Origin of the sequence: Calothrix sp. PCC 7507, from assembly GCF_000316575.1 — a bacterium.
GTDB lineage: Bacteria > Cyanobacteriota > Cyanobacteriia > Cyanobacteriales > Nostocaceae > Fortiea.
Window position 1 is genome coordinate 4,173,515 of the sequence record NC_019682.1, and the last position, 23,783, is coordinate 4,197,297.

General features: G+C 43.8%; 17 protein-coding genes, 1 tRNA gene and 2 pseudogenes. 15 read left to right on the forward strand and 5 right to left on the reverse strand.

Annotated features, from left to right (window positions below):
- The first annotated feature begins 154 nt into the window (after window positions 1-154).
- From CAL7507_RS17785 to CAL7507_RS17815, 7 genes are all read left to right on the forward strand, one after another.
- Window positions 155-1,336, forward strand: a complete 1,182-nt coding sequence (locus CAL7507_RS17785; RefSeq protein WP_015129871.1) for an MFS transporter — start codon at window positions 155-157, stop codon at window positions 1,334-1,336.
- Window positions 1,337-1,621: 285 nt separating this feature from the next.
- Window positions 1,622-2,359 (forward strand): SDR family oxidoreductase, encoded by a 738-nt coding sequence (locus CAL7507_RS17790; RefSeq protein WP_015129872.1) that lies wholly within the window; start codon window positions 1,622-1,624, stop codon window positions 2,357-2,359.
- Between the two features lie 201 nt (window positions 2,360-2,560).
- On the forward strand, window positions 2,561-3,343 hold the full coding sequence (locus CAL7507_RS17795) for a glucose 1-dehydrogenase (protein WP_015129873.1): 783 nt from the start codon (window positions 2,561-2,563) through the stop codon (window positions 3,341-3,343).
- Window positions 3,344-3,463: 120 nt separating this feature from the next.
- Window positions 3,464-3,916 carry a hypothetical protein gene (locus CAL7507_RS17800; RefSeq protein ID WP_015129874.1) on the forward strand — a complete coding sequence of 151 codons (453 nt, stop codon included), beginning with the start codon at window positions 3,464-3,466 and terminating at the stop codon, window positions 3,914-3,916.
- Between the two features lie 250 nt (window positions 3,917-4,166).
- A complete protein-coding gene (locus CAL7507_RS17805) occupies window positions 4,167-6,842 on the forward strand; it encodes a hypothetical protein (RefSeq protein ID WP_015129875.1) in 2,676 nt (891 codons plus the stop codon).
- 88 nt (window positions 6,843-6,930) lie between these two features.
- A complete protein-coding gene (locus CAL7507_RS17810) occupies window positions 6,931-7,743 on the forward strand; it encodes an MIP/aquaporin family protein (protein WP_015129876.1) in 813 nt (270 codons plus the stop codon).
- A 163-nt stretch (window positions 7,744-7,906) separates the two neighbouring features.
- On the forward strand, window positions 7,907-9,472 hold the full coding sequence (locus tag CAL7507_RS17815; protein WP_042341397.1) for a GMC oxidoreductase: 1,566 nt from the start codon (window positions 7,907-7,909) through the stop codon (window positions 9,470-9,472).
- A 426-nt stretch (window positions 9,473-9,898) separates the two neighbouring features.
- Here CAL7507_RS17815 and CAL7507_RS17820 read toward each other — a convergent pair.
- Window positions 9,899-9,971, reverse strand: a tRNA-His gene (locus CAL7507_RS17820).
- Between the two features lie 133 nt (window positions 9,972-10,104).
- Here CAL7507_RS17820 and CAL7507_RS17825 point away from each other — a divergent pair.
- Together CAL7507_RS17825 and CAL7507_RS17830 are read left to right on the forward strand one after the other, a co-directional pair.
- Complete coding sequence (locus CAL7507_RS17825; protein WP_015129878.1) at window positions 10,105-10,485, forward strand: DUF4359 domain-containing protein; 381 nt, start codon at window positions 10,105-10,107, stop codon at window positions 10,483-10,485.
- 215 nt (window positions 10,486-10,700) lie between these two features.
- Window positions 10,701-12,068, forward strand: coding sequence for a serine/threonine-protein kinase (locus tag CAL7507_RS17830; protein ID WP_015129879.1), 1,368 nt, complete (start codon window positions 10,701-10,703; stop codon window positions 12,066-12,068).
- A gap of 226 nt (window positions 12,069-12,294) precedes the next feature.
- Here CAL7507_RS17830 and CAL7507_RS17835 read toward each other — a convergent pair whose 3' ends face one another.
- Window positions 12,295-12,477, reverse strand: a complete 183-nt coding sequence (locus tag CAL7507_RS17835) for a hypothetical protein (RefSeq protein WP_015129880.1) — start codon at window positions 12,475-12,477, stop codon at window positions 12,295-12,297.
- Window positions 12,478-13,096: 619 nt separating this feature from the next.
- Here CAL7507_RS17835 and CAL7507_RS17840 point away from each other — a divergent pair.
- The gene (locus CAL7507_RS17840) at window positions 13,097-13,837 is read left to right on the forward strand and encodes a sirohydrochlorin chelatase (RefSeq protein WP_015129881.1); all 741 of its coding nucleotides are present in this window, start codon (window positions 13,097-13,099) and stop codon (window positions 13,835-13,837) included.
- The gene (cobA, locus tag CAL7507_RS17845) at window positions 13,834-14,643 is read left to right on the forward strand and encodes a uroporphyrinogen-III C-methyltransferase (RefSeq protein ID WP_015129882.1); all 810 of its coding nucleotides are present in this window, start codon (window positions 13,834-13,836) and stop codon (window positions 14,641-14,643) included. The genes CAL7507_RS17840 and cobA overlap by 4 nt, the downstream gene beginning before the upstream one ends.
- Before the next feature lie 22 nt (window positions 14,644-14,665).
- Here cobA and CAL7507_RS17850 read toward each other — a convergent pair.
- A pseudogene (locus CAL7507_RS17850) lies at window positions 14,666-15,034 on the reverse strand (PleD family two-component system response regulator); the annotation flags it as partial.
- 58 nt (window positions 15,035-15,092) lie between these two features.
- A complete protein-coding gene (locus CAL7507_RS17855; protein WP_015129884.1) occupies window positions 15,093-16,181 on the reverse strand; it encodes a response regulator in 1,089 nt (362 codons plus the stop codon).
- 1,558 nt (window positions 16,182-17,739) lie between these two features.
- On the opposite strand from CAL7507_RS17855, the gene CAL7507_RS17860 reads away from it, so the two are divergent.
- Window positions 17,740-17,979 carry a hypothetical protein gene (locus CAL7507_RS17860; protein WP_015129886.1) on the forward strand — a complete coding sequence of 80 codons (240 nt, stop codon included), beginning with the start codon at window positions 17,740-17,742 and terminating at the stop codon, window positions 17,977-17,979.
- A gap of 5 nt (window positions 17,980-17,984) precedes the next feature.
- Window positions 17,985-18,467 (forward strand): hypothetical protein, encoded by a 483-nt coding sequence (locus CAL7507_RS17865; RefSeq protein ID WP_015129887.1) that lies wholly within the window; start codon window positions 17,985-17,987, stop codon window positions 18,465-18,467.
- A 326-nt stretch (window positions 18,468-18,793) separates the two neighbouring features.
- Here the strand turns inward: CAL7507_RS17865 and CAL7507_RS30165 are convergent, their stop codons facing one another.
- Window positions 18,794-22,102 (reverse strand): pentapeptide repeat-containing protein, encoded by a 3,309-nt coding sequence (locus CAL7507_RS30165; RefSeq protein ID WP_015129889.1) that lies wholly within the window; start codon window positions 22,100-22,102, stop codon window positions 18,794-18,796.
- Window positions 22,103-22,223: 121 nt separating this feature from the next.
- Between CAL7507_RS30165 and CAL7507_RS17880 the strand changes: the two genes are divergently transcribed.
- Together CAL7507_RS17880 and CAL7507_RS17885 are read left to right on the forward strand one after the other, a co-directional pair.
- Window positions 22,224-22,625, forward strand: a complete 402-nt coding sequence (locus CAL7507_RS17880; protein ID WP_015129890.1) for a CU044_2847 family protein — start codon at window positions 22,224-22,226, stop codon at window positions 22,623-22,625.
- Window positions 22,626-23,003: 378 nt separating this feature from the next.
- Window positions 23,004-23,719, forward strand: a pseudogene (locus CAL7507_RS17885) (Uma2 family endonuclease).
- The last annotated feature ends 64 nt before the right edge of the window (window positions 23,720-23,783 follow it).

The following is a 23,783-nucleotide window of genomic DNA, read 5'->3' on the forward strand; positions in this document are numbered from 1 at the left end:
CTCAACTGTCAGGTTCAAAGGCTCAACTGTCAGGTTCAAAGGTTCAACGTTCAGGTTCAAAGGCTCAACGTTCAGGTTCAAAGGTTCATCCTCCCAATCCCCAGTCCCCAATCCCCAGTCCCCAGTCCCCAGTCCCCGATCCCTAGTCCCTAATATGAAAGATCCAAACTCCCTGCTAGTGAAAGTCACATTGCTGCTTGCCAGTACCTTGACGGTGATGGCAGGTGCAACGATCGCCCCATCATTACCGGCTATTCGAGATTATTTCAGCGGTGTTAGCAATGTCGATTATTGGACTAGGCTGATTTTGACGATTCCGGCTCTTTTTATCGCCATCGGTGCGCCACTTGTTGGGACGTTTATTGATCGCTTTGGCCGGAAATTGCTGTTAGCCTTTGCTGTGCTGCTCTACGGTTTAGCTGGTAGCTCTGGCGTTTATCTCAACTCGATTGGTTTAATTTTATTTGGGCGTGTGTTGCTGGGCTTGAGTGTGGCGGGGATTATGACTACTGCAACGACGCTAATTGCAGACTACTACACCGGAGCCGCCCGCGCACAATTTTTAGGAATGCAAGCCGCTTTTATGGGGTTTGGCGGTGTGCTGTTTCTTTCCCTTGGTGGCGTGTTAGCTGATGTCAACTGGCGACTACCATTCTTGATTTACCTAGTGGCTTGGCTGATTTTACCATTAGTTATTTTTGTGTTGCCCGAACCAGTCCGCGATCGCTATCCTACTGGAACCAGCCAAAGTCCGCTACCACCACCATCTGAACAACTTCCTTGGGGATTGCTGCTCACCATTTATGCGATCGCATTCATCACTCAAATTGTCTTTTATTTAATCCCCACCCAGTTACCTTTTTATCTACAACAACTCGTCAACGCCAAGGCTGCTCAAAGTGGTTTAGCTATTGCCCTGGCTACACTCGCCACTTCGATTAGTGCCCTGAGCTATCCCCAACTCAAGAAAAGGTTTTCGTTTAATGGCATTTATGCGATCGCTTTTGTTTTGATGGGCATTGGCTTCAGCATTATCAGCTTAGTTAAGAGCTATGAACTGATCTTAGTAGGTTTAGCAATTGGCGGATTAGGTATCGGCTTGCTGATGCCGAATATGAACGTCTGCCTAACCACCATCGTACCTGCAACTGCACGCGGTCGAGTTTTAGGCGGGTTAACAACAGCATTTTTTCTTGGACAGTTTATCTCGCCCATTCTCAGTCAACCTTTGAGTCAACTCTTAGGCATAGGGACAACCTATGGTTGGGCGGGAGGATTAATGCTGATTATGAGTGCGATCGCTTTTAGTGTTGTGTGGCGCGACGGGAGGAAATGAGGCAGGGGGCAGGGAGCAGGGAGCAGGGAGAATAAGTACTAACGCAAAATTAAATATACATTTGTCATTGCGAATGGAGTGAAGCGGAATGTTCGCCCTTGGCGTTCCCGCAGGGTAGCAATCGCAAGGGTTCGGAGATTGCTTGTCTGCGACACGCTCCGCGTTAAGCGAAGCTATGCCGAAGGCTTTACGCTACATTTCATTTCGCTCGCAATGACATAAATAATTTTGCTTAACTACTTAACAAATGACAAATGACAAATAACAAATGACAAGGAGTAAGACATGCAAATAAAAAATACAGTCGCATTAGTTACAGGAGCTAATGGAGGGATTGGTAAACATTACGTAGAGGCATTACTAGCAGCCGGGGCATCCCGGATTTATGCAGGAGCCAGAAACCCAAATTCCCTTGCTGAGATTGCGGCTGCTGACCCCCAACGCATCATCCCAATCGCATTGGATATCACCGATGAGCAATCAGTCAGTGCTGCTGCGACTGAGTACCAAGATGTGAATCTGCTGATTAATAATGCTGGAATTGGTTTACTCAAAGGGTTTATCTCTGCCCCTGACTTGACTGCGGCTCAGGCAGAAATAGAAGTTAATTATTTTGGCACTTTGAGGATGTGTCGAGCCTTTGCCCCGGTATTAAAAGTGAATGGTGGTGGTGCGATCGTTAATATGCTGACTATTCTGGCAAAAGTCAATTTACCAATTAATGCCTCTTACTGTGCTTCTAAAGCGGCGGCTTTGCTGATGACTCAGGGTATTCGGGCTGAGTTGGCAGCACAAGGTACATTAGTTGTCGGTGTAATGCCTGGAACAGTTGATGCAGGAATGAGTACAAACTTTCCTCCCCCAAAAGTGGCTCCAGAAGTTGTTGCCCAAGAAGCATTGCAAGCCGTCATTGATGACGTTGAAGATGTTTATCCGGGTGAGCAAGCTAAAGAAATGGCTGCACAGTTACTCAAAGATCCTAAAGCCCTGGAGAAGGCTTTGGCAGTGATGTTACCGAATTAAATCAGTGAACAGTTATACCGCTTCCCATTCAGATGAAGTACAGAATTATATCACGCTGTGTAGGGGCACGGCACTGCCGTGCCCTTACCGATGTACCTCACTAGGTAGAGAAACGCTATATCAGTTATCAGTTTCATTGACTAATAACTGTTAATTACTTCTAATCCGGTTCGAGTCAACGTTAGTGTTAGTGGAACGGGTATGAAACTAGAAGGAAAGGTTGCACTAGTTACAGGTAGTAGCCAAGGAATAGGACAGGCGATCGCTATTCGTCTGGCACAGGAAGGGGCGAGTATTGTGATCAACTACCGCTCTCATCCCGAAGGCGCAGAGGAAACATTATCTAAGGTAAAGGCTGCTGGTGGTAAATGTCACATGGTAGACGGGTTTACAGTTCAGGCAGATACTGGCACTGTTGCTGATGTGCAGCGCATGATTGCAGATAGTGTTGCCCACTTCGGCACACTGGATATCTTAGTTAACAATGCAGGTATTGAAAAGAACGCCGACTTTTGGGATGTGACTGAAGCTGATTATGATGCCGTCATGAATGTGAATCTCAAAGGGGTATTCTTTGCCACACAGGCATTTGTGAAACACCGACTGGAAATTAAGCAACCAGGGAAGATTATTAACATTAGTTCTGTACACGAAGAATTGCCCTTTCCCCACTTTGCGGCTTACTGTGCCAGCAAAGGAGGCTTGAAAATGCTCACCCGTAATTTAGCGGTGGAACTAGCTCCTTATGGCATCACTATCAATAATGTTGCACCAGGGGCGATTGAAACTCCCATCAATACCAAACTTTTGAACGATCCAGAGAAGTTGGGGGCACTCCTGAAAAACATTCCCTTGGGACGATTGGGTAAACCCAATGATGTTGCATCTATCGTGGCGTTCTTAGCTTCTTCCGAATCAGATTATGTGACGGGTACGACATTTTTTGTCGATGGTGGATTGCTCTGGAATTATCAGGAGCAGTAAAAGCAGGAAATTGGGAATTGGGTGGGCGGCTTGTGATCACGATGGAAATAAAAGGGCACAGGGAAAATTTTCAGTACGAAGCTCAAACGCTTATTCATTAGTTAAATAGGAAAAGTCAATATGCATCAAGCAAAACTTGCCAAATGGTTGCTCACAGCCGCAGCACTTTCGACAATTATCGTTCCCATTGGTGTTGACGCTGTTTTGTTGGCAAATGGTCACATGAATAACCCCGCGTGGTTACCTCATGCAAAGCTGCATTGCGCTATGTCGTTTTTTGCTGCCGCTTCTTTGGGAAGCGCCGCATTAGCGATTTTGCAGGTTCGTCCCATAAGCGATCGCTTTTCTATGGGACTTGCCGCATTTCTTGGTTCTGCATTCTGGATTGGACTAATCGCTGCTGGATTTTGGCCTGGGACTTCCTATGGTTTTCTCAATGATCCGGTTCTTGGCAATATTCGTGAGCCTGAGTTGGGCGGAATCGCAATTTATCCCAATGTTGTAGCTGCTTTGATCTCGATTGCAGTTGCTATCTCAGGTTATCGGTTAACAGATTTAGACAAAAGCAGGTAGTATCGTCGGCACTGACTTGAAAGCAAAAAAATAGTGTAACGACACAGTTTTCCATAAGGTGGGCATCGCCCACCCCACTAATTTACTCGTCAGCGAGGCTCAAAAACTCGTTGACGAAAAATACTCGTCAGCGAATATTAATCACTCATTAACGGAGTTCTAAGACTCGTCAGCGAGTATTAAAAACTGATGCACCAGTATTAATAACTCACCATTCCCCATTCCCCATTCCCCATTTTTAAAAATAGCTATGACACCGGAAGAAATAAGATTGCAGCAGGATCGGGAGCGTGTCGCCTACTGGAAACGCTGGGGGCCTTATCTCAGCGATCGCCAATGGGGCACTGTGCGAGAAGATTATAGTCGTGACGGTGCTGCTTGGGATTATTTTCCTCACGATCACGCCCGATCGCGTGTTTATCGTTGGGGTGAGGATGGCATTGCTGGCATTTCTGATAGTCGCCAGCGGTTGTGTTTTGCGATCGCTCTGTGGAATGGCAATGATTCAATTCTCAAAGAGCGGCTATTTGGACTCACGGGGCCGGAAGGCAATCACGGGGAAGATGTTAAAGAGTATTACTTTTATCTTGACAATACTCCCACTCATTCCTACATGAAATGCTTGTATAAGTATCCCCAGCAGGCATTCCCTTACACACAATTAGTTGAAGAAAATCGCCGCAGAAGCAAATTTGAACCGGAGTTTGAGCTACTAGATACGGGCATCTTTGCCGATAACCGCTATTTTGATGTGTTTGTGGAGTATGCCAAAGCCGCATCAGAAGATATTTTGATTCAGATTGCGATCGCTAACCGCAGTTCACAAGTCAGCACGCTACATCTATTACCAACGCTTTGGTTTCGCAATATCTGGGCTTGGAATTCGGAAATGGAGCAGCCTTTTATTAAGGTGGTAGGCTCAGACACCAATTTCAGTTTAGTAGAAGCCGAGCATCCTACCCTAGGAACTCGCTGGCTGTACTGCGAAGGGGGTACGGAACTTCTGTTTACTGATAACGAAACGAACCACGAACGATTGTATGGTTTCAGCAATAGCTCACCTTATGTCAAAGATGGCATTAATGATTATGTAGTGAATGGGCAGACAGCCGCAGTCAATCCCGACGGCATCGGCACAAAATTCGCGGCTCACTATACATTAACAATTAATCCAGGTGAAACTAAAACTGTGCTATTGCGGTTGAGTGATGTACAAACACTAAAAGACCCCTTTGGCGCTGAGTTTGACACGATTTTACAGACGCGCATTGCTGAGGCTGATGAGTTTTATCAGCACATTTCCCCGTTCTCCATGTCGGAAGATGAGCGCAATATCCAACGTCAAGCTTTTGCTGGCTTATTGTGGAGTAAGCAGTATTATAACTATGTCGTTCATGATTGGCTAAAGGGCGACCCCCAACAACCACCACCTCCATCGGAACGCAAGCTAGGACGTAACCATGAGTGGATTTCTTTGTTCAGTGAAGATATTCTCTCAATGCCGGATAAGTGGGAATACCCCTGGTTTGCAGCTTGGGATTTAGCGTTTCACCTCATACCCCTAGCTGTCATCGATCCAGATTTCGCCAAACTGCAACTAGATCGCCTCACCCGCGAGTGGTACATGCAGCCTAATGGTCAATTACCTGCTTACGAGTGGGCATTTAGTGATGTTAACCCACCGGTGCAGGCGTGGGCAGCTTTACGGGTTTATGAGATTGAGCAGAAGTTTTATGGTAAAGGCGATCGCTCTTTTCTCGAACGGGTTTTTCACAAGCTGTTGCTGAATTTCACTTGGTGGGTAAATCGCAAAGATGTAGAAGGTAAAAACGTCTTTCAGGGTGGGTTTCTGGGACTGGATAACATCGGCGTGTTCGATCGCAGTAAGGAATTACCCACAGGTGGACATCTCAATCAAGCCGATGGTACAAGCTGGATGGGGATGTATTGTTTGAATATGCTAGCGATCGCCCTGGAACTTGCCAAAAACGATCCGACTTACGAAGACATTGCTAGCAAATTCTTTGAGCATTTTCTCTACATTGCCGATGCGATTGACGGCATTGGGAATGCAGATATTTCACTGTGGAATGAGGAAGACGGTTTTTACTACGATGCGCTGCATTTGCCTGATGGTAGGCAATTCCCGTTGAAAGTGCGCTCAATGGTAGGGTTAATTCCGCTGTATGCTGTCACAGTTTTGGAACTAGAAACTTTACAACGGTTTCCAGGCTTCAAACGCCGGATGCAATGGTTCATTCGCAACCGTCCAGACTTAAAGGATAATGTTGCTTGTATGGAAACACCGGGAGTGGGAGCGAGAAGACTGTTAGCGATCGCTTACCGCTCAAAGTTACAACGTATCCTCCAACGGATGCTGGACGAGAATGAATTTTTTAGTCCCTTCGGAATTCGCGCAGTCTCCAAGTATCACCAAGAACACCCATATACTTTACATGAAGGTGATTATGATTACTGCGTCCGCTATGAACCTGCTGAATCTACCACAGGTCTGTTTGGTGGTAACTCTAACTGGCGCGGCCCGATTTGGTTTCCGGTAAACTACTTAATTGTGGAAGCACTCTGGCGGTTTCATCACTACTTCGGAGATAGCTTCAAGGTGGAATGTCCCACAGGTTCCGGGCAAGAAATGACACTACGAGAAGTAGCGATCGCCCTGTCTAATCGCTTAGTGGCAATCTTTCAACAGGATAATGCGGGTCGTCGTCCAGTATATGGCGGTCTAGAAGTATTCCAGTCCGATCCCCATTGGCACAATTATATTTTGTTCCACGAATACTTTCATGGAGATAACGGCGCGGGGATTGGCGCTAGCCATCAAACAGGCTGGACAGGACTAGTCGCCGCCATGATTATGCAAAATGCTGAACACCGGGCGCAGGATTCTGAGGCAAATAGGCAATAGGCAATAGGCAAAGAGATTTTCATTCTTCCGGAGTCTCAATACTTCTCTCTTTCTCTGCGCCTCTGCGCCTCTGCGTGAGAAAAAAAATATGGAAACATTAAAAAAACACTTGCCAGAATACTTAATGGAAGCAGCAGAACTGGGTTTATTTATGATTGCTGCGGGATTGTTTACCTGTGCCTTTGAGTATCCCGGTTCTCCCATTCATCAAGCAATTCCCAATGGCGATGTGCGGCGGTTTTTAATCGGCGTGTTCATGGGGCTGACAGCAATTTCCCTGATTTATTCTCCTTGGGGGAAGCAATCCGGCGCACACATGAATCCTGCTGTCACTCTCACCTTCTATCGCCTGGGGAAAGTCAAACGCCAGGATGCTATTTTTTACATTCTGTTTCAATGTTTGGGTGGATTACTTGGTGTTTATCTCGTAGCCCTATTCTTAGGTCAAGTGTTCACCAAAGCGCCTGTGAACTACATCGTCACAACCCCAGGAACACTAGGTTTAGTTGCGGCTTTATTGGGTGAACTAGCGATCGCCTTTGTGATGATGATGACAGTTTTGCTCGCTAGTAATAACCAAAAACTCAATCGCTTCACAGGGCTGTTTGCTGGATTTCTAGTCATGCTTTATGTCTTCTTTGAAGCCCCCCTCTCCGGCTTCAGCATGAACCCTGCCCGCAGCCTTGCATCCGCCTTTCCGGCTCAGATTTGGACAGCATTTTGGCTGTATTTGATAGTGCCACCTACCGGCATGTTCCTAGCATCAGCAGTATATCAATATCTGTTTGGCGATCGCGCCGTCAAATGTGCCAAATTGCATCACGACAATCACAAACGCTGCATTTTTCGCTGTAACTACAACTTGAGCGATCGTCTACCCATTTCTAGAGAACAATTATGAATTTATCTCACGCAAAGGCGCAAAGGGAATGAGGAATTTGAGATTTCAATACACCCTATTTTGTGCAGCATTCTCTCAAACTCTTCCTCTTTGCGCCTCCGCGTCTCTGCGTGAAATAAATTTATATTTTCAATCAGCAAAGCCTCAAATCCAACACCCAAATATGACAACAAACACCCATTACGATTTGATTATCATCGGCACTGGCGCAGGTGGCGGCACACTCGCCTATCATCTCGCACCCAGTGGCAAGAAGATTTTAATTTTGGAGCGGGGGACATTTCTCCCCAGAGAAAAGGAAAATTGGAGCGCCCTAGAAGTATATCAGTTAGAGCGGTATCACACCCAAGAGCAATGGTACGATGTGAACGATAAACCCTTCCGTCCAGCAACAAACTATTGGGTGGGTGGTAACACCAAAGTTTACGGTGCTGCTTTGTTGCGACTACGAGAACGCGATTTTGAGCCGGTGGAACATAAGGATGGTATTTCTCCAGCATGGCCTTTGAAATACCGTGACTTGGAAGCTTATTACAACCAAGCAGAGCAGCTTTATGATGTTCATGGTGAAGCTGGTGTTGATCCCACCGAGTCACCCAGAAGTTTACCTTATCCCCATCCTCCTGTACACCATGAACCGCGAATGCAGGAACTTGTCAACGGTCTGAGACAAGCCAGCTTGCATCCTTTTAATCTGCCATTGGGGTTGAAACTGAACGAAGTTGATAAAAGTCTGGGGAATTGTATTCGCTGCAATACCTGTGATGGTTTTCCTTGTTTAACTGATGGCAAAGCTGATGCTGAAGTTAACTGTATTCAACCGATTCGTCAACACACAAATATTACCCTATTGACCGAAGCCAAGGTGACACGCTTACACACCAGTCCTTCTGGCCGGGAAGTCACCCGCGTGGAAGCTGAGATTAACGGCGAACTCCAATATTTTACGAGTGATATTGTTGTGGTTGCTTGCGGTGCAATTAATTCGGCAGCATTGTTATTGCGTTCTGCTAATGACCAACATCCTCATGGCTTGGCAAACAGTTCTGATCAGGTGGGGCGAAACTTGATGAAACATGTTTGCACGGCAATGGTGCAACTCAATACAAAACTCAATCCGGCTGTTTATCAAAAGACGATCGCCATTAGTGATTTTTACTGGGGCGAACCCGATTTTCCCTATCCAATGGGACTTGTGCAAAATACAGGTAATGTGCTTGCAGATATGCTACCCGCCGAAGTTCCCGCGCTGTTGGCGCCACTTTTAAAATTACGGCCAGGTGCAGAACTCAAAACCATTGCCGATCATACAGTTGGCTGGTGGCTACAAACTGAAGATTTACCCGATCCTGAGAATCGTGTGCGGGTTGAGAGCGATCGCCTCTACTTAGCATACAAACCCAACAACTTAGAAGCAAGCGATCGCCTAGCTAAACGCTGGGTGAGCATTCTCAAACAAGTTGATCGCGCAGAACACTGTATCCCCTTTAGCATTTACCCCCGTAACATGATGCCACTGCAATCAGTCGGTCATCAATGCGGCACTTGTCGCTTTGGCGAAGATCCCGCAACTTCCGTACTCGACATCAATTGCCGTACCCATGATGTGGATAATCTCTATGTAGTCGATGGCAGTTTCTTTCCCTCCAGTTCCGCCGTCAATCCCACACTCACCATTATTGCCAATGCGTTACGAGTGGGCGATCGCTTGCTAGAAGAATGGAAATGAAACAGGGTTGCTTGCCCTCCCACCCATAAGATAATGTAGGGACGAACGGTTGTTCATGCGTGTCAACTTAAGCTACAGATGGCTTATTGCAAGGCTAACCTACCCGCCCTTCGACTCCGCTCAGGGCTAATAGGCAAAGTTTACTCAAGTAAACTGAGGATTTGTGATAATTTTTAGTCATCTTTAGATGACTTTTGCTATTAGACTCAGAATTCATTCTGAGGCGGGCTATGGGTTTCGCGTTAAGTTAACACGCATAGCGGTTGTTTGCCCACCCAACATAGCAACACCCCCAAGGAATAATTTTCTACCCTAAGGCCGATTAAATCTTTTGTGATGGATTCTTGCTAAAGTTATACGTGCAAGTATTCCACATGACGGTCTGTTCCTGGGGTGTCAATAATGTAATATTAGTTACTGAGAAAGGGCGAACGATGGGAATTGAACCCACGAATGGTGGTACCACAAACCACTGCCTTAACCACTTGGCTACGCTCGCCATTCGACAATTGTGATTATAGCAATTTTTGGAGAATCGATCAAGTATTTTCCAGTATTTTTTTGTAGGAACGGACTCAGTTAATCTGGAGTCTTTGCTGTCTAATAACTACAGGAAATTATAATTGGTAAGCATGAAATCCTCTACTATTCTTACATATCTAGGAGCAGCAGGGCTAGCCATTTTGGGTGTGACAATGGCTGTGACAAATCCCAAACAGGCTGAATATGAAGATTATGCTGTGCAACGGCTGACGCAATACTTAAAAACCGATGTCTGCAAAAAAACGCAGGGATTTATCGAAAGTCTGGTCAATTTTAAGTGTGAGAAAGCAGTGGAGTCAGTCACCCCACAAATGCGGGAAATTATTGCTAGCACTACAAAGCAGCAAGATTTCATGATTTTTAGTATTTACCGTACAGATTTAAAACTGAATTCCTGGATACCGTCTTACAAATTTGAGACTGTGGCAGCATTTAATAATTTTTATACTTACCGTGCCGAAGAACAGTAAGGTCTAGCACAAAAAGGCTGAAGTCTGTAGACGCGGAGCGGCTTGCCGCAGGCTAGTCTGAAGTCTGAAGTCTGAAATGAAGAAAGCTGTATAGCCAGCCTTTGAGCGATTTACAATGAATGGTTTATTTACGCCAACCTGTACTAGCGTGGGGAGAGAATCTGGGACTAATGGGGAACACTTATAGGTAGACCCAGGAAAAGCTCTACATTCTAATGAAACTCTGCCCTAACATTAGCTGTCTGTATCCGCACAACTCCGACACGGCAAGATTTTGCATCAGATGTGGTGGACAACTATTGCTCAAAGATCGCTATCATCTACTTCATCCCATCGGCCGAGGTGGCTTTGGTATGACTTTTTTGGCTGTGGATGAACACCTTCCTGAAAAACCCAGATGCGTAATTAAACAATTTTGTTTTCCGGAGAAGCACGAGGAAAGCTTTCAGAAGGCAGTGACATTATTTCGCCAAGAAGCAGTTCGCCTCAATGAGTTGCAACATCCCCAAATACCCCAACTGCTAGGATACTTTGAATTAGACAATCGCCTGTATTTAGTGCAAGAGTTGATTGAGGGACAGACGCTGGTAGAGGAACTGCAGCAGGGTGTTTTTAGCGAACAGCAAATTTGGGACATTCTCAAAGATTTAACGCCAGTACTGCAATTCATCCATTCCCGAAAAGTAATTCATCGGGATATTAAGCCAGCAAATATCATGCGGAGATGCACTCCTGGGGAAAAACAGGGGGATCTAGTTTTAATTGATTTTGGAGTCGCCAAACGCATCACGGCTACAGCATTGTTACACACGGGGACTAACATCGGTAGCCCAGAATATATGCCACCGGAACAAACACGGGGTAAAGCTTTACCAGCAAGTGATCTGTATAGTTTAGGTGTGACTTGTATCTACTTATTAACGGGGATTTCTCCCTTTGATTTGTTTGATATTAGCAGCGATCGCTGGATATGGCGCGATTATTTGCCGAGTGGAACGAAAATAGACACTCGCCTCGGTCAAATTCTCGATAAGTTACTCCAAATTGCCCTCTCCCAACGCTATAAATCTGCGGCTGAAGTCATGCAAGCCCTAACTTATCAGCCTGTTCAACCAAAATCAGTCAATACCTTGAATTCCTCAGCAGGAGTTGACTACCATCACTTACGCGATTTACTCGCTGCCAAAAAATGGCAACAAGCAGACAAAGAAACTTGGACGGTGATGTGTCAAGCAATCTCAAAGCCAATTGGCAGCTATCTTTTTAGTGGTGATATTGAAAAGCTGCCTTGTGAAGATTTACAGATAATCGATCAATTATGGATCAAGTACAGCCAAGGGCGGTTTGGGTTGACTGTACAGCAACAAATTTACGCAAGTTTTGACGGTGATTATGGGCAGTTTTGCGCGGCTATTGGCTGGAATCTCCCCAACTCTACTTCTCCCCTACAGAAATTATCTTTTAGCTTGTCAGCCCCCAAAGGACATTTACCTTCGCACATTTGGGCTGGTGGCACTCAATTATGGCGACACATCAATGCTTTAACTGCAAAACTAGCAACCTGTCAACATTCACTTTATTAAGGAGGCAGTCCCGATGAAAAAATTTTCACCCCCAAGCATGTAAGTAGCCTGATTCATTTACCCTTTTCCCTACTAATAATTTAGCCGAAATTATAGGAATCCGGTTTGATTTTTGAACAAAATTAAGTATTTGTAGGATGCCGCGCTTGCTCCAGCGATTAGCCTGTATGCGCCGCGGATTGTGGCTGCACGAAGATTGGTTGTACAGCTTGCGTACACGTGGTAGTTAGTCCGAGTTAGCTAATCTTTTTCTCGTTTCTATCAGAGCTTGCTCTTCAGTGCTGACAACAACACGCCCTGGTTTGGCTCTCATGATGGTCAGATAATGTTGAAAAGCTTCTTCATCGGTAGGGTGAGATTTGATATATTGTCGCAGTTCTTTTTCATTCAAAGTTAAGTAGTCAGTCATTGTAAAATTTCCTCCCCATTGCTCAAAATTTCGCTTTGTAGCGTTTCACCAACCAAAACAACTATTCGATTTGAGCGAGTGTCAAACCTTACCAACTCAATAGTTTGTAATAAATTACTCGCCCTAACACACACCCTGAAAAATGTTTTCAATTGCTCTATTGTCGGCTCCAAATTATTCTTCAATCTCCAACAATTTCTCTAAAGTTTCAGCATCAAACGGCGCTAGATAACTTACTAATTTTCTGAACTCTATATATTTTTCTTCCAAGCAACTGTTAATTTATAACTCTAAAATTGTACAAAAGCGGGCGTAATCTGCTACCCAAACAAAGCGATTGATTGCTTCTATAGCGGTTTTTAGATTAGTGAGGTACAGTTTTGAATCGCAAATCCTGTAGGGGCGGGGTTTTCCCGCCCTCGATTGTATTGCACACGACAGAGAACCGCTATAGGAATTGTTCTGTTGTGCGTTGTCGCTACAGTTAGCGATCACCTGATAATACTTGCTCGAAAAAATTTATTACCTCTCACCAAAAACTGAAATTAGAATAACCAATTATCATACCATAAAATATTTATGCAAGAGTTCTAATCACTAAAACGCTAAATCCCATATTATGGCTAAAAATATTGATAATACTAACGCCTGCTCATACCTGCTAGTGTCGCACGGCAGCCGCGATCGTCGTCCAGAAATTGCGATGCAGCAATTAGCAGCACTGGTAAATCACAATCAATCAAAATCGGTGGGTATAGCTTGTTTAGAAGTTAGTCCACAACCTTTGCATGAGCAGATTAAACAATTTGCTAAAAGTTGTGGAGAGGCGCAGCCGCTTGTCCTGGGACATCGCCTGAAGATTGTACCTATATTTCTGCTGCCTGGAGTGCATGTAATGTCAGACATTCCCGCAGAAATAGCTTTGGCTCAACAGGCTTTGGGTGAAGATGTGATAATTGACCTACAACCATATTTAGGTAGTCATCCTAGATTAGGTTCTTTATTCGCCAAGCAAATGGCTGTTAAAAATGAAGCAGCATGGATTTTATTGGCTCATGGTAGCCGTCGTCCGGGTTCTGAAGTGCCAGTTGCAGCATTAGCCGCCAATTTGGGCGCAGTGGTTGCTTTTTGGGCTGTGCCGCCTAGTTTAGAATCGCGGGTGAAAGAGTTGGTGGCTGTAGGTAAACAGGAAATTGCGATTTTGCCATACTTTTTATTCGCTGGTGGCATTACCGATGCGATCGCTCAGTCCGTAGAAACGCTAAAATTACAATTCCCTGGCGTGACTTTTTATCTGGCTGAACCTTTGGGTGCAAGTACGGAATTAGCTGGGCTAATTTGGGATTTGATAGATACATGAACCGCACAGAAAAACAGGAGAACAGATTTTTGGGAAAGGTTTATTTAGTCGGTGCGGGGCCAGGAGATCCAGGACTCATGACACTCAAGGGTAAGAGTCTACTGGGTTGTGCGGATGTAGTTATCTATGATGCTTTGGTGAGTCCAGCAATTTTGGAGATGATTAACCCCCAAGCAGAGCAAATCAACGCCGGGAAGCGGATGGGACGACATTCATTGCTGCAAGAAACGACAACCCAACTGCTGATTGATCAAGCTCAAGATCATGCAATAGTAGTGCGGCTCAAGGGTGGCGATCCCTTTATATTTGGTCGTGGTGGCGAAGAGATGGCAGAATTAATCCAGGCTGGGATCGCTGTAGAGGTTGTGCCTGGTATCACATCGGGAATTGCTGCCCCAGCCTATGCAGGTATACCTTTAACCCATCGGCTGTATAGTTCTTCAGTAACTTTTGTCACTGGTCATGAGTCAGCGGGTAAGTATCGACCGACAGTAAATTGGAGTGCGATCGCCCACGGTTCCGAAACAATTGTAATTTATATGGGCATTCACAATCTGCCTTATATTGTCGAACAGTTGAGTATTGCTGGCTTGAGTTCAGAGACACCGATAGCTTTGGTGCGTTGGGGTACAAGGCCAGAACAAGAAGAATTAATTGGTCAATTAGGGACAATTGTAGAGCAAGTAGAGCAAACTAAATTTAGTGCCCCAGCGATCGCAGTCATCGGATCTGTCGTTAACATGCACAGCATTTTGTCTAGTTATCGTCCAGCTTCACATCAGAACAGTAAACAAACTGATAACTGATAGCTGATAACTGTTCACTGATAACTGATTGAATCGCCATCAATAAATCTTCCCCACTGTAGGGCTTACTTACATAAGCATCAGCACCCTGTTTTCTCGCCCATAAGCGTTGAACAGCCTGTTTTTCATCACTACAAATCACAATTGGTACTTGTTGATGAGAGAGATTTCTCTTGAGGAAGCGACAAAATTCAAAACCGCTCATTCCTGGCATCACCGCATCAGTTATAATTGCATCTGGCTTTTCTTCTAAAGTTATTTCCATCGCCTCTTTAGCACTAGAAGCTCTAATAATTTTATAACCCTGATCCCTGAGATAACGACTCATTAGCTCCAATTCTCTGAGAGAATCTTGCAGAATCAAAATTTTGCCAACCCAAGTAATACTCAAACTGAAAGCTCCCAAATCAAGAAGTTGCTTTGCCGTTCTCACTATGCTATTCGGGAAATCAAACAATGTGTTGAAATATTACTTTTAGTAAATCACCTTGACTAAAAGGCTTACTCAAATAGCCGGAGGCTCTGACCATTTTCGCCTTGGCCCTATCGATTAATCCTGTTTTACCCGTTACCATAATTACAGGTGTGTTCTTAAAATGTGAATGTTTACGCAACAAAGAACATAGCTCATACCCATTCAAATTTGGCATCGCCACATCTAATAAAATCAGATCGGGTTTAGTGCGAAGAATTACCATTAAAGCTTTTAAAGAATCTGTAGCTCCGACGACAGCAAATATTTGTTCATCTAAAAAACTTTTGATAGCATTCAATACGGCTGGACTGTCATCAATACAAAAAATTGTGTAGATTTTTTTGTTAGTAGATTGAGAGGAAAAGCTATTGTGAGAATATTGTGTTGCTCTCTGGCTATTAGCACTTGGTAATGGCGTGAGATGTTTTGGTGGCGGTGGCGTTATCCGGGAAAATTGCAATCGCTGTTCTTGAGTAGCTGGTGACTGCGTTTTGATTGTAGATTGAGATGTCTCATTTTTCAAAGACTGATCTGTGATCCGCCTAGGCTTTTGACACTGTTCCACTAATAAGCGGAGATTCAGACGACAGAACTTAGGTAGATCATCCAAAAAGCTTTCGGGAATAAATTCATAACTCCCCTCTTCTATCCTCAGAAACGACTCCAGAACTTCTAGTGATAATTGTTCTATTAATACTGCTGCTTGTGAAGGACTAATATAGTTTTGATTAACTAACCAACAAATAGCCAGATAATCGGGATTCGGAATTGCTTGATTATCAATACCCGTTTCAAATATCGCCCGCAACTGCTCATTAATTCCTCTAGGAATAGTAGAAACTTGCTGACTCAATCGTTGCAAGTGTCTGTAAAGTGGTTCAAACATTTGCTCTGAATAGCAAGCATAAATTAGTCTACCTTCTTCAATATATATTGACCAAGATCCCGATGCGCTGAATACTTGCAAACACCCAGTAACAGATTTATTAGTTATTCTTTTTAATAAAGATAGAGGTTGTAACTTCTGAAAGAATCTATATCTACTAATAGGAAGTGTCTTCATTGGGACGGCTCTGAGATAAAATCAATATTTGAAATTGAAATTGCTGGAAACCCTTTCTTAACATCACAGGGATCGGGTTGGAGGTACTTTCAAATCAAGATAACGGTTCAAATTTGAGTGAGTACGGCCTTTCCCACTCCCAACTCCCCACTCCCTGCTAAACTGTAGTATATTTAACTACAAATTGCGTTTAGTAGCAAAGCCACGCTATTGCCAAATACTAAAATGGCTCAACTTGCTGTCAGGAAACAGTATTCCAAAAATCAGATTTATTTTCTGTATCTTTCGCTAATCTAGCTCATCTCACAGTAGCGCAAGTGCTATATCTAGACCATCGCCTCTAGCCCCTCATAGGGCTTCTTGGCTGGAGATTGCACTAGTTACTGAAGTGTCAGACAACACGCTTAAATCAGTGAACAGTTATCAGTGAACAGTTATCAGTCTGTTTACTGTTCACTGATGAAAGTAGAGGGTATCAGTTGCAACCAAGTGTTTTTAGGAGGTAATTTATAAAGTAAAAACAAAATTCTAGCAGGGTAATTTAGATGTTGCCAAGGAGAGTAAATTTTACTAACGGTAGAAGTTCTAGTGGCGTAATGTATCACCTTAGCCAGTGCATTGACGAAGTGTAACTTTCCCTACAGATTTAAGATTCACCTTATGGTTCAACTTGAAGAATTCCAGAATTTACACAGATTTGAGATTGTAGAGTTTGATAGGAACAGTTAAGAATAGCCACCTTCTAGCAAAGGCGAGTTAGCAAATAGTTGATGCAGCGATGTCTAACGACAAGCTGCTTCTCTTCGAGACGCTACGCAAACGCATCTACGCGTGTAGTGAATAGCTACTTGCAGCTAAAGGGTAGATGGTAAGTGAGTGACTTACTAAAATTTAGATTACTATAGATTTGCAGAACAAGTTAATAAAAATCTGTAAATTTATGCCAAATAAATAAAGTATTCATGAAAATTATTCAAGAGGATGAATATGTTATTTATGATCCGGAAATACTAAAAATGTATCGTAATTTGACTTTTGTCATATCTCCGACTTTTTAAGAAAGTTGGGGATATTTAGGACTCTTATTTGATTTGTGAAATACACGTAGGGTGTGTGACGCCACAACAATACATTGAGTAGAGCAATAGATGATTTTGTAGCGTCGCGCACCGATGATAATTGTGGCTACTCAATTGGTACATTATTAATCAGCCAGTCCCTTAGCTAAACCTCATCCATGATGAAACCCGGAGTTTTTTAACGATTCAAATGCGTCATTGCGACGTAAGGAAGCAATCTCAAGGTCTTTGTGGAAAGCTACAGTTCTCAAGGTAGACGAGGTTTATCTACAAAGCGAGTATAGAGATTGAGAGGACGATCGCCTTATTGAACCAGTAGAGAATATGCTTTCAAGGTAAGATAAAACTGAATCCTGCGCGGAATAGCAGAAAATCCTTGATTTTCAACTCGCGCAGGTAGGTTCTGCCTATGTAGCTGCGTCTTTCAGCCGCCTATCTTCTATTCTAGAAGTATATACAGTCAGTAACTTGAAAAACTCATGACTAGCAAGGAAGTATTAAGAAGTGTTGCTTCGGAAATTCCACTATTTAATAATATTGAACAAAAAGAAACATTTTTGTTCGTGTTGGGAGCGTTATTTTCCCGAATAATTAGTTTAAAAAAAGCGGCAGAAATTATGGATATAGAGCCTGATGTTTTTCTTGAACTATTAGATTTGATGGGGCTGGAGTTTTCTTTTTTAGCCCCGCAGGATGTTGCAATTGAGAAGCATTGGTAAACTTTGTGAAGATTGTTTTTAACTCTTCTCCATTAATTTTTTTATCACGTCTGGAATTTCTGGATATTTTTCTAGATTCTGATGATGAATTTTACTTACCTAAGTTTGTTGCCGAAGAAATCAGTGCTAAGTTTGACCACTCTTTTCAGCAGGTGAGAGCGTTGATTGATTCTGACAAAATTTTAGTCAGGAAAATTCAATTAATATCCTTAGCGAATAGCTTAAATATGCGATTAGGAAAAGGAGAATCAGAAGCGATTGCTTTAGGTATTGAGTTACAGACAGACTATATAATTTTAGATGACTTCGCAGCCAGAAAAGAAGCAACTCGACTAGGATTAAACGTTAAGGGAACCTTAGCAGTCATCAAGAAACTTCAGATAGATGGAAAAATCACCATTGATAGCACAGAGCAATTGTATCAAGACATCATGGCAATGAATTTCAGAGTCAAGCGATCGCTTTTCGATGCCATTTTTCAAGATTAGATGCAGGGTTGGCGGATCGCCTAATTATAAAAACTCATTGCCAGCAAAGCAATCTCTGAAAAGAGCGATCGCTCTTGAACACCATTTTTTCAGACTAGATGCAGGGTTCGTCTTTGTTTAGTGCGATCGCTTAATTATAAAAACTGATTGCCAGCCAAGCAATCTCTGATCGCTTTGCTCGCTTTGACAAATAAATCTTTTTGTTTTGCCCATAGCCGCAAAGAAGACAACAAAACAGCTACTTTTAGCCGAATAATAATGTAGAAAAAGTTTGCAAAAAGTTGCATTGTGGGATTGGGTAGAAGTAAAAACGCAATCCAAAATATTCACTTAGCTGGCTCTGGTGGTAAACCTAGTTTGGCTCGAAAATCTTTGTCATATTTAGCCTGATCCCAATTTTTAGCAGATTTAACTTGCTCAGGAGTCATAAACCTGGCAAGGCTGAGGTTGGCATCGTACAGATTGGTATCGCTGAGGTTGGCACTGCTAAGGTTGGCATCGCTGAGGTTGGCACGCCTGAGGTCGGCACTGCTGAGGTCGGTACTGCTGAGGTTGGCACTGCTAAGGTTGGCATCGCTGAGGTCGGCACTGCTAAGGTTGGCACGGCTGAGGTTGGCACGGCTGAGGTTGGCACGGCTGAGGTTGGCACTGCCGAGGTCGGCACTGCCGAGGTCGGCACTGCTGAGGTCGGCATCGCTGAGGTCGGCACCGCTGAGGTTTGCACTCCTGAGGTCGGCATTAGGAGCAATTAAGTACATTTGTTGCTTAGTAGACTCGAAATTCTCAGGAAACTTAGTTTTATGAGTGTAAGTAGCACCTTTGAGGTTGACCTTGTTGAGATTGGCATCGCTGAGGTTGGCACTGCTGAGGTTGGCATCGCTGAGGTTGGCATCGCTGAGGTTGGCACTGCTGAGATTGGCACCCCTGAGGTTGGCAATGCTGAGGTTGGCATCGCTGAGGTTGGCACTGCTGAGGTTGGCACCCCTGAGGTCGGCACCCCTGAGGTCGGCACCCCTGAGGTCGGCACCCCTGAGGTCGGCATAGCTGAGGTTGGCACCCCTGAGGTAGGCACTGCTGAGGTCGGCACCCCTGAGGTCGGCACCGCCGAGGTTGGCACTGCTGAGGTTGGCAATGCTGAGGTTGGCAATGCTGAGGTTGGCACGCCTGAGGTCGGCACTGCTGAGGTTGCCATGCCTGAGGTCGGCACTGCTGAGGTCGGCACTGCTGAGGTCGGCACCACTGAGGTCGGCACTGCTGAGGTCGGCACGGCTGAGGTTGGCACTGCTGAGGTTGGCACGGCTGAGGTTGGCACTGCTGAGGTTGGCACCGCTGAAATCTTTACTAGTTAGACTCTCACCAGCTTGAACTAGTTTTTCCAGTGCTTGAATTCTTGCGTCACTATCCTTCTTTCCTCTAGCAGTATCAACAGTTTGCCAAAGTTGGTTTATCCTAATTTGTTTCTCAATAACTATGCCCACATATACTGATAAACCCAGCGGGATAATTAAGAAAACAGCAATTGACCGAAAGCGATTATTCCGTCTTTGTCTGACACTTGCTTGAATAAACTTAATAGATAGGTCAGATAATTTTAAGTTTTCAGTCTGTTGCTTGTAAAAATCTTCTGCCTCTCTCAACCGCTTTCCATGAAGAAGATAATCCTTAATCCTTCGCCTATCTCGCCATTCAATAGCTGCCGCTTCAATTTTTCGCTTTTGTCGCAGTATGTCCCGACTTTCCTCAATCCATTTGCGTAATAGCAACCAATGGCGAATCAGTGCTTCATGTGCCACATCTACCACAGCAATTTGATTAGATAAGGTACTGGTGACAACTAGCTTCTCATCAGCTAACCGTTGAATTATTCTATTAATCACAGCTTCTGGATGCTGCGAACTAACTAAATCTCGTTGCAAAACTTGTCTGCGGGTATCTTCTGTTCCTTCTCCCAACTGCGTCAATTCTAAAAAAATCCGCTTTGTTGCTTGCTGTTCTTCAAGTGATAATGACTCATAAACTTCTGTAGCGCGTGTTTGCAGGGTTCCCCTGACTCCACCTAGTTTGCTATACACAGTTAGGGTTAACCGTTCTTCAGTTCTTTGCTGCCATAGTTCTGTCAGCGTGTACTGCAACAACGGTAAACTCCCCGGTGAATCTTCTACATCTGCAATCATTTGAGAAACTAATTCCGGTTCTACTGCTAAATTCACCTGTTGCGCCGGTTTGATAATTGCTGTTTCTAATTCCTCCCGAATCATCGGCGTTACTGTTACTAAATGCTCTTGAATTTTCTTAGCTAGTCCGCCATACTCTTGTTCCAGACATTTGCCAAAGAAATCAGCTCGCATTGTGATTATTAAGCAGAGTTTATTGTCATCTCGTTGCAAAGCACCTAGCACACATTCAAAAAACTGCTGTCGTTTTGTAATGTCTTGACATTGAGTAAAAGTTTCCTCAAATTGGTCTACCACTAACACCACGCGCTGAGTTTGTGCAGCAGTAATCAACTGTCCTAAACCGATTGCGCCTTTGGCAATTAATTCTTCAGCTTTCGCCAATTGAGATGCGCGTTCAATATCTGATAATTCTGATTCTACAAATGCCAGGGCTAAATTTTGTAAGGGATTAATCCCTGGTCGAAATATTTTTAACTGCCAAGTATCGCTACCTGATAACCTGCGTCCTAACTTTAATTGATAAAGTAAACCTGCTCTGACAACACTAGACTTACCACTTCCTGATGCTCCCAACACAGCGAGGAAATTACCCGATCGCACTTTTTCTAATAATTCGTCGGTTAATGCTTTTCTGCCATAAAATAAGTTAGCATCTGCTTCGGTGCAATCAAAATAAGACAACCCTTTGTAAGGACAAATAGCTGATACCTGTACTGTGGAGTTAACAACAGAGGAATTCCATTTGCGGGTGAGATTAATTGCTTCACCAGAGTTAGCAAAAATTGGACGCTGGGGGAATGGGTGATGTTCTTGATTGAGCAAGTCTACTAAAGTGTAGTTACTCACCCAACGGTCTTGTTTGGGTTCCAAACCTTGCAGCAGTGCGGCGGTGAGAACGCTGTGTTGGCTATTAATCTCTTCAAAAGCTACTTCAAAATCACGAGAAGCCGCAATAAAACACCTGTCTCTGCCTTTACCGCGATCGCCTGGATCTGCCTCTGCAAAATTTAGCACTTCGCCGCTATAGCAGCAATCCAAAATTACAATTTGTTGTCTTACTTCGCTTTCTTGCAGCAGTCGCCGCAGCCATTGCAAAGATAATCCCCAATTACCGGCATCGGCGTTGACTTCACTCGTTGCTAAAAAGCCTTCCTGAATTCCGATATTTTTCCGTAAACCATGACCAGAAAAATACAGCAATGCTGTGTCTGGCGGCTTCCCATCTGGTTTAAACAATTGAACTATGGCTCTTTCTAACTGAGTTAAACTAACTTTAGTTTGCTTACCAATGCGAATTGTCTCATTTTCCTTATCTTTGACAGCAGGTAGGCGCGTTACCTGAAAATCCCCGTACTTGTCCAAGATTTGGGCTATAGATTCCGCATCTGCAGCAGGCGCGTTGAGACTTCTTAAGCGGTCATACGTATTAATTCCCACCACTAAAGCGTCTCGACTCATATTAGTAAGCTTTATGATAGTTTAGTCGCATTATTTCCAGCTTCTACAGAAAATTTACCGTATTTTCCGTAAAAATGGTGTAGTAATCATTCAAGCAATTGTTTTATCCGAGACTTATCCTATGCCGCAACTTACACCTATCCAGTTAGAAGAGGGCATCATTATTTACATTGAAGCCACGGGTAATGTCGATGCACCGCCAGTTAGTATCGAAGTTTTGCCAGACGGAGAGGAAGAAGCGCTAATTGATAAGGGATGGAATGCTGATGCTGCACAAAAACAGTTCGTACAAAATTTTCAAGCCATTGAAGGCACAATTAGAGATTATACTGTTTATACGCTGAATGCTTTTAAGAAAATCCCTGTTGCTAATTTTGATAAAGTTACTCTCGAATCTGGCATTAAAATCGGTGGTGAGGCGGGTATACCTTACGTAACTAAAGGCACGGCTGAGAGTAATCTTAAGGTAACAATGGAGTGTTCATTTCCTAACCAGCCGGAAAAGAAAACTCAGCCATCATGAGTTAAAGTATCAACGCCCTTAAAATAGTTATGTCTTGTCTTTAGGTGGTAACGACAAAAACTTCATTCCTAACGACAGAACTTAGTGTCGTAACGACAACAACTTCATTCCTAACGACAAAACTTAGTGTCGTAACGACAACAACTTCATTCCTAACGACAAAACTTAGTGTCGTAACGACAACAACTTTATTCCTAACGACATCTTGTTGTGAAATTGCGATCGCTTAACCTAATTAAGAAAAAATAGAGGGTGTATCTTGCGTTTATATCGCCTGATTACTCAATCTCGTCGTTAATCTTGAGCTGATTCTCCCTTGGTAGAACAGGGTTCGTTAAAATTGACAATACCACTTGTGAAATAATGGGGCTGACACCAATGGTTACCCAACTGCCACTTTCCAGCAAAAAGGATATCATTTACCCCGACAGCGACGGACAGCCAATGGCAGACAACACAAAACAATTTGAGTTGATTGTATTAATTAAAAAAACTTGGATTTGTTGTTTGCCAATGACCCTAACGTCTTCGTTGCAGGTGATTTATTGTGGTATCCCGTTGAGGGAGAAAACGGCAACCGTAAAGCGCCTAATGCTATGGTAGTCTTTGGCAGACCAAAGGGCGATCGCGGTTCTTACCTGCAATGGCGAGAAGATAATATTCCCCCGCAAGTGGTGTTTGAAATTCTCTCCCCTGGGAACACTTTTCAACAAATGCTCGTAAAATACAAATTCTACGATCGCTATGGGGTGGAAGAATATTATTTATATGACCCAGATAAATTTGAGTTAAGTGGTTGGTTGCGTTCCGGTAGTGAATTAACCGCGATTCCACAAATGCTTGGTTGGGTTAGTCCTCGTCTGGGGATTCGCTTTGAGTTATTAGATAGTGAACTAGAAATTTATCGTCCCGATGGACAACGGTTTCGGACTTATTTAGAACTAGCCCAACAACTGGAACAAGAACGTCAACGGGCTGAACAAGCCGAAAACCAAGCCGAACAAGAACGTCAACGCGCCCAACAAGCTGAAGCAGAGTTGCAAGCACTCCGTGCTTTACTGCAAGAAAGAGGAATTAATCTAGAACAATCGTGATTGGTCAGTTATCAGTTATCAGTTATCAGTTATCAGTCCTTTCTCTGATTACTGTTCATTGTTC

What these genes read in the sequence shown, in the direction of transcription:
- CAL7507_RS17785 (WP_015129871.1), top strand. Translation starts at nt 155, where the DNA reads ATGAAAGATCCAAACTCCCTGCTAGTGAAAGTCACATTGCTGCTTGCC.
- CAL7507_RS17800 (WP_015129874.1), top strand. Translation starts at nt 3,464, where the DNA reads ATGCATCAAGCAAAACTTGCCAAATGGTTGCTCACAGCCGCAGCACTT.
- CAL7507_RS17805 (WP_015129875.1), top strand. Translation starts at nt 4,167, where the DNA reads ATGACACCGGAAGAAATAAGATTGCAGCAGGATCGGGAGCGTGTCGCC.
- CAL7507_RS17855 (WP_015129884.1), bottom strand. Translation starts at nt 16,181, where the DNA reads ATGAAGACACTTCCTATTAGTAGATATAGATTCTTTCAGAAGTTACAA.
- CAL7507_RS17830 (WP_015129879.1), top strand. Translation starts at nt 10,701, where the DNA reads ATGAAACTCTGCCCTAACATTAGCTGTCTGTATCCGCACAACTCCGAC.
- CAL7507_RS17810 (WP_015129876.1), top strand. Translation starts at nt 6,931, where the DNA reads ATGGAAACATTAAAAAAACACTTGCCAGAATACTTAATGGAAGCAGCA.
- CAL7507_RS17825 (WP_015129878.1), top strand. Translation starts at nt 10,105, where the DNA reads ATGAAATCCTCTACTATTCTTACATATCTAGGAGCAGCAGGGCTAGCC.
- CAL7507_RS17880 (WP_015129890.1), top strand. Translation starts at nt 22,224, where the DNA reads ATGCCGCAACTTACACCTATCCAGTTAGAAGAGGGCATCATTATTTAC.
- CAL7507_RS17795 (WP_015129873.1), top strand. Translation starts at nt 2,561, where the DNA reads ATGAAACTAGAAGGAAAGGTTGCACTAGTTACAGGTAGTAGCCAAGGA.
- CAL7507_RS17815 (WP_042341397.1), top strand. Translation starts at nt 7,907, where the DNA reads ATGACAACAAACACCCATTACGATTTGATTATCATCGGCACTGGCGCA.
- cobA (WP_015129882.1), top strand. Translation starts at nt 13,834, where the DNA reads ATGAACCGCACAGAAAAACAGGAGAACAGATTTTTGGGAAAGGTTTAT.
- CAL7507_RS17835 (WP_015129880.1), bottom strand. Translation starts at nt 12,477, where the DNA reads ATGACTGACTACTTAACTTTGAATGAAAAAGAACTGCGACAATATATC.
- CAL7507_RS17840 (WP_015129881.1), top strand. Translation starts at nt 13,097, where the DNA reads ATGGCTAAAAATATTGATAATACTAACGCCTGCTCATACCTGCTAGTG.
- CAL7507_RS30165 (WP_015129889.1), bottom strand. Translation starts at nt 22,102, where the DNA reads ATGAGTCGAGACGCTTTAGTGGTGGGAATTAATACGTATGACCGCTTA.
- CAL7507_RS17790 (WP_015129872.1), top strand. Translation starts at nt 1,622, where the DNA reads ATGCAAATAAAAAATACAGTCGCATTAGTTACAGGAGCTAATGGAGGG.
- CAL7507_RS17860 (WP_015129886.1), top strand. Translation starts at nt 17,740, where the DNA reads ATGACTAGCAAGGAAGTATTAAGAAGTGTTGCTTCGGAAATTCCACTA.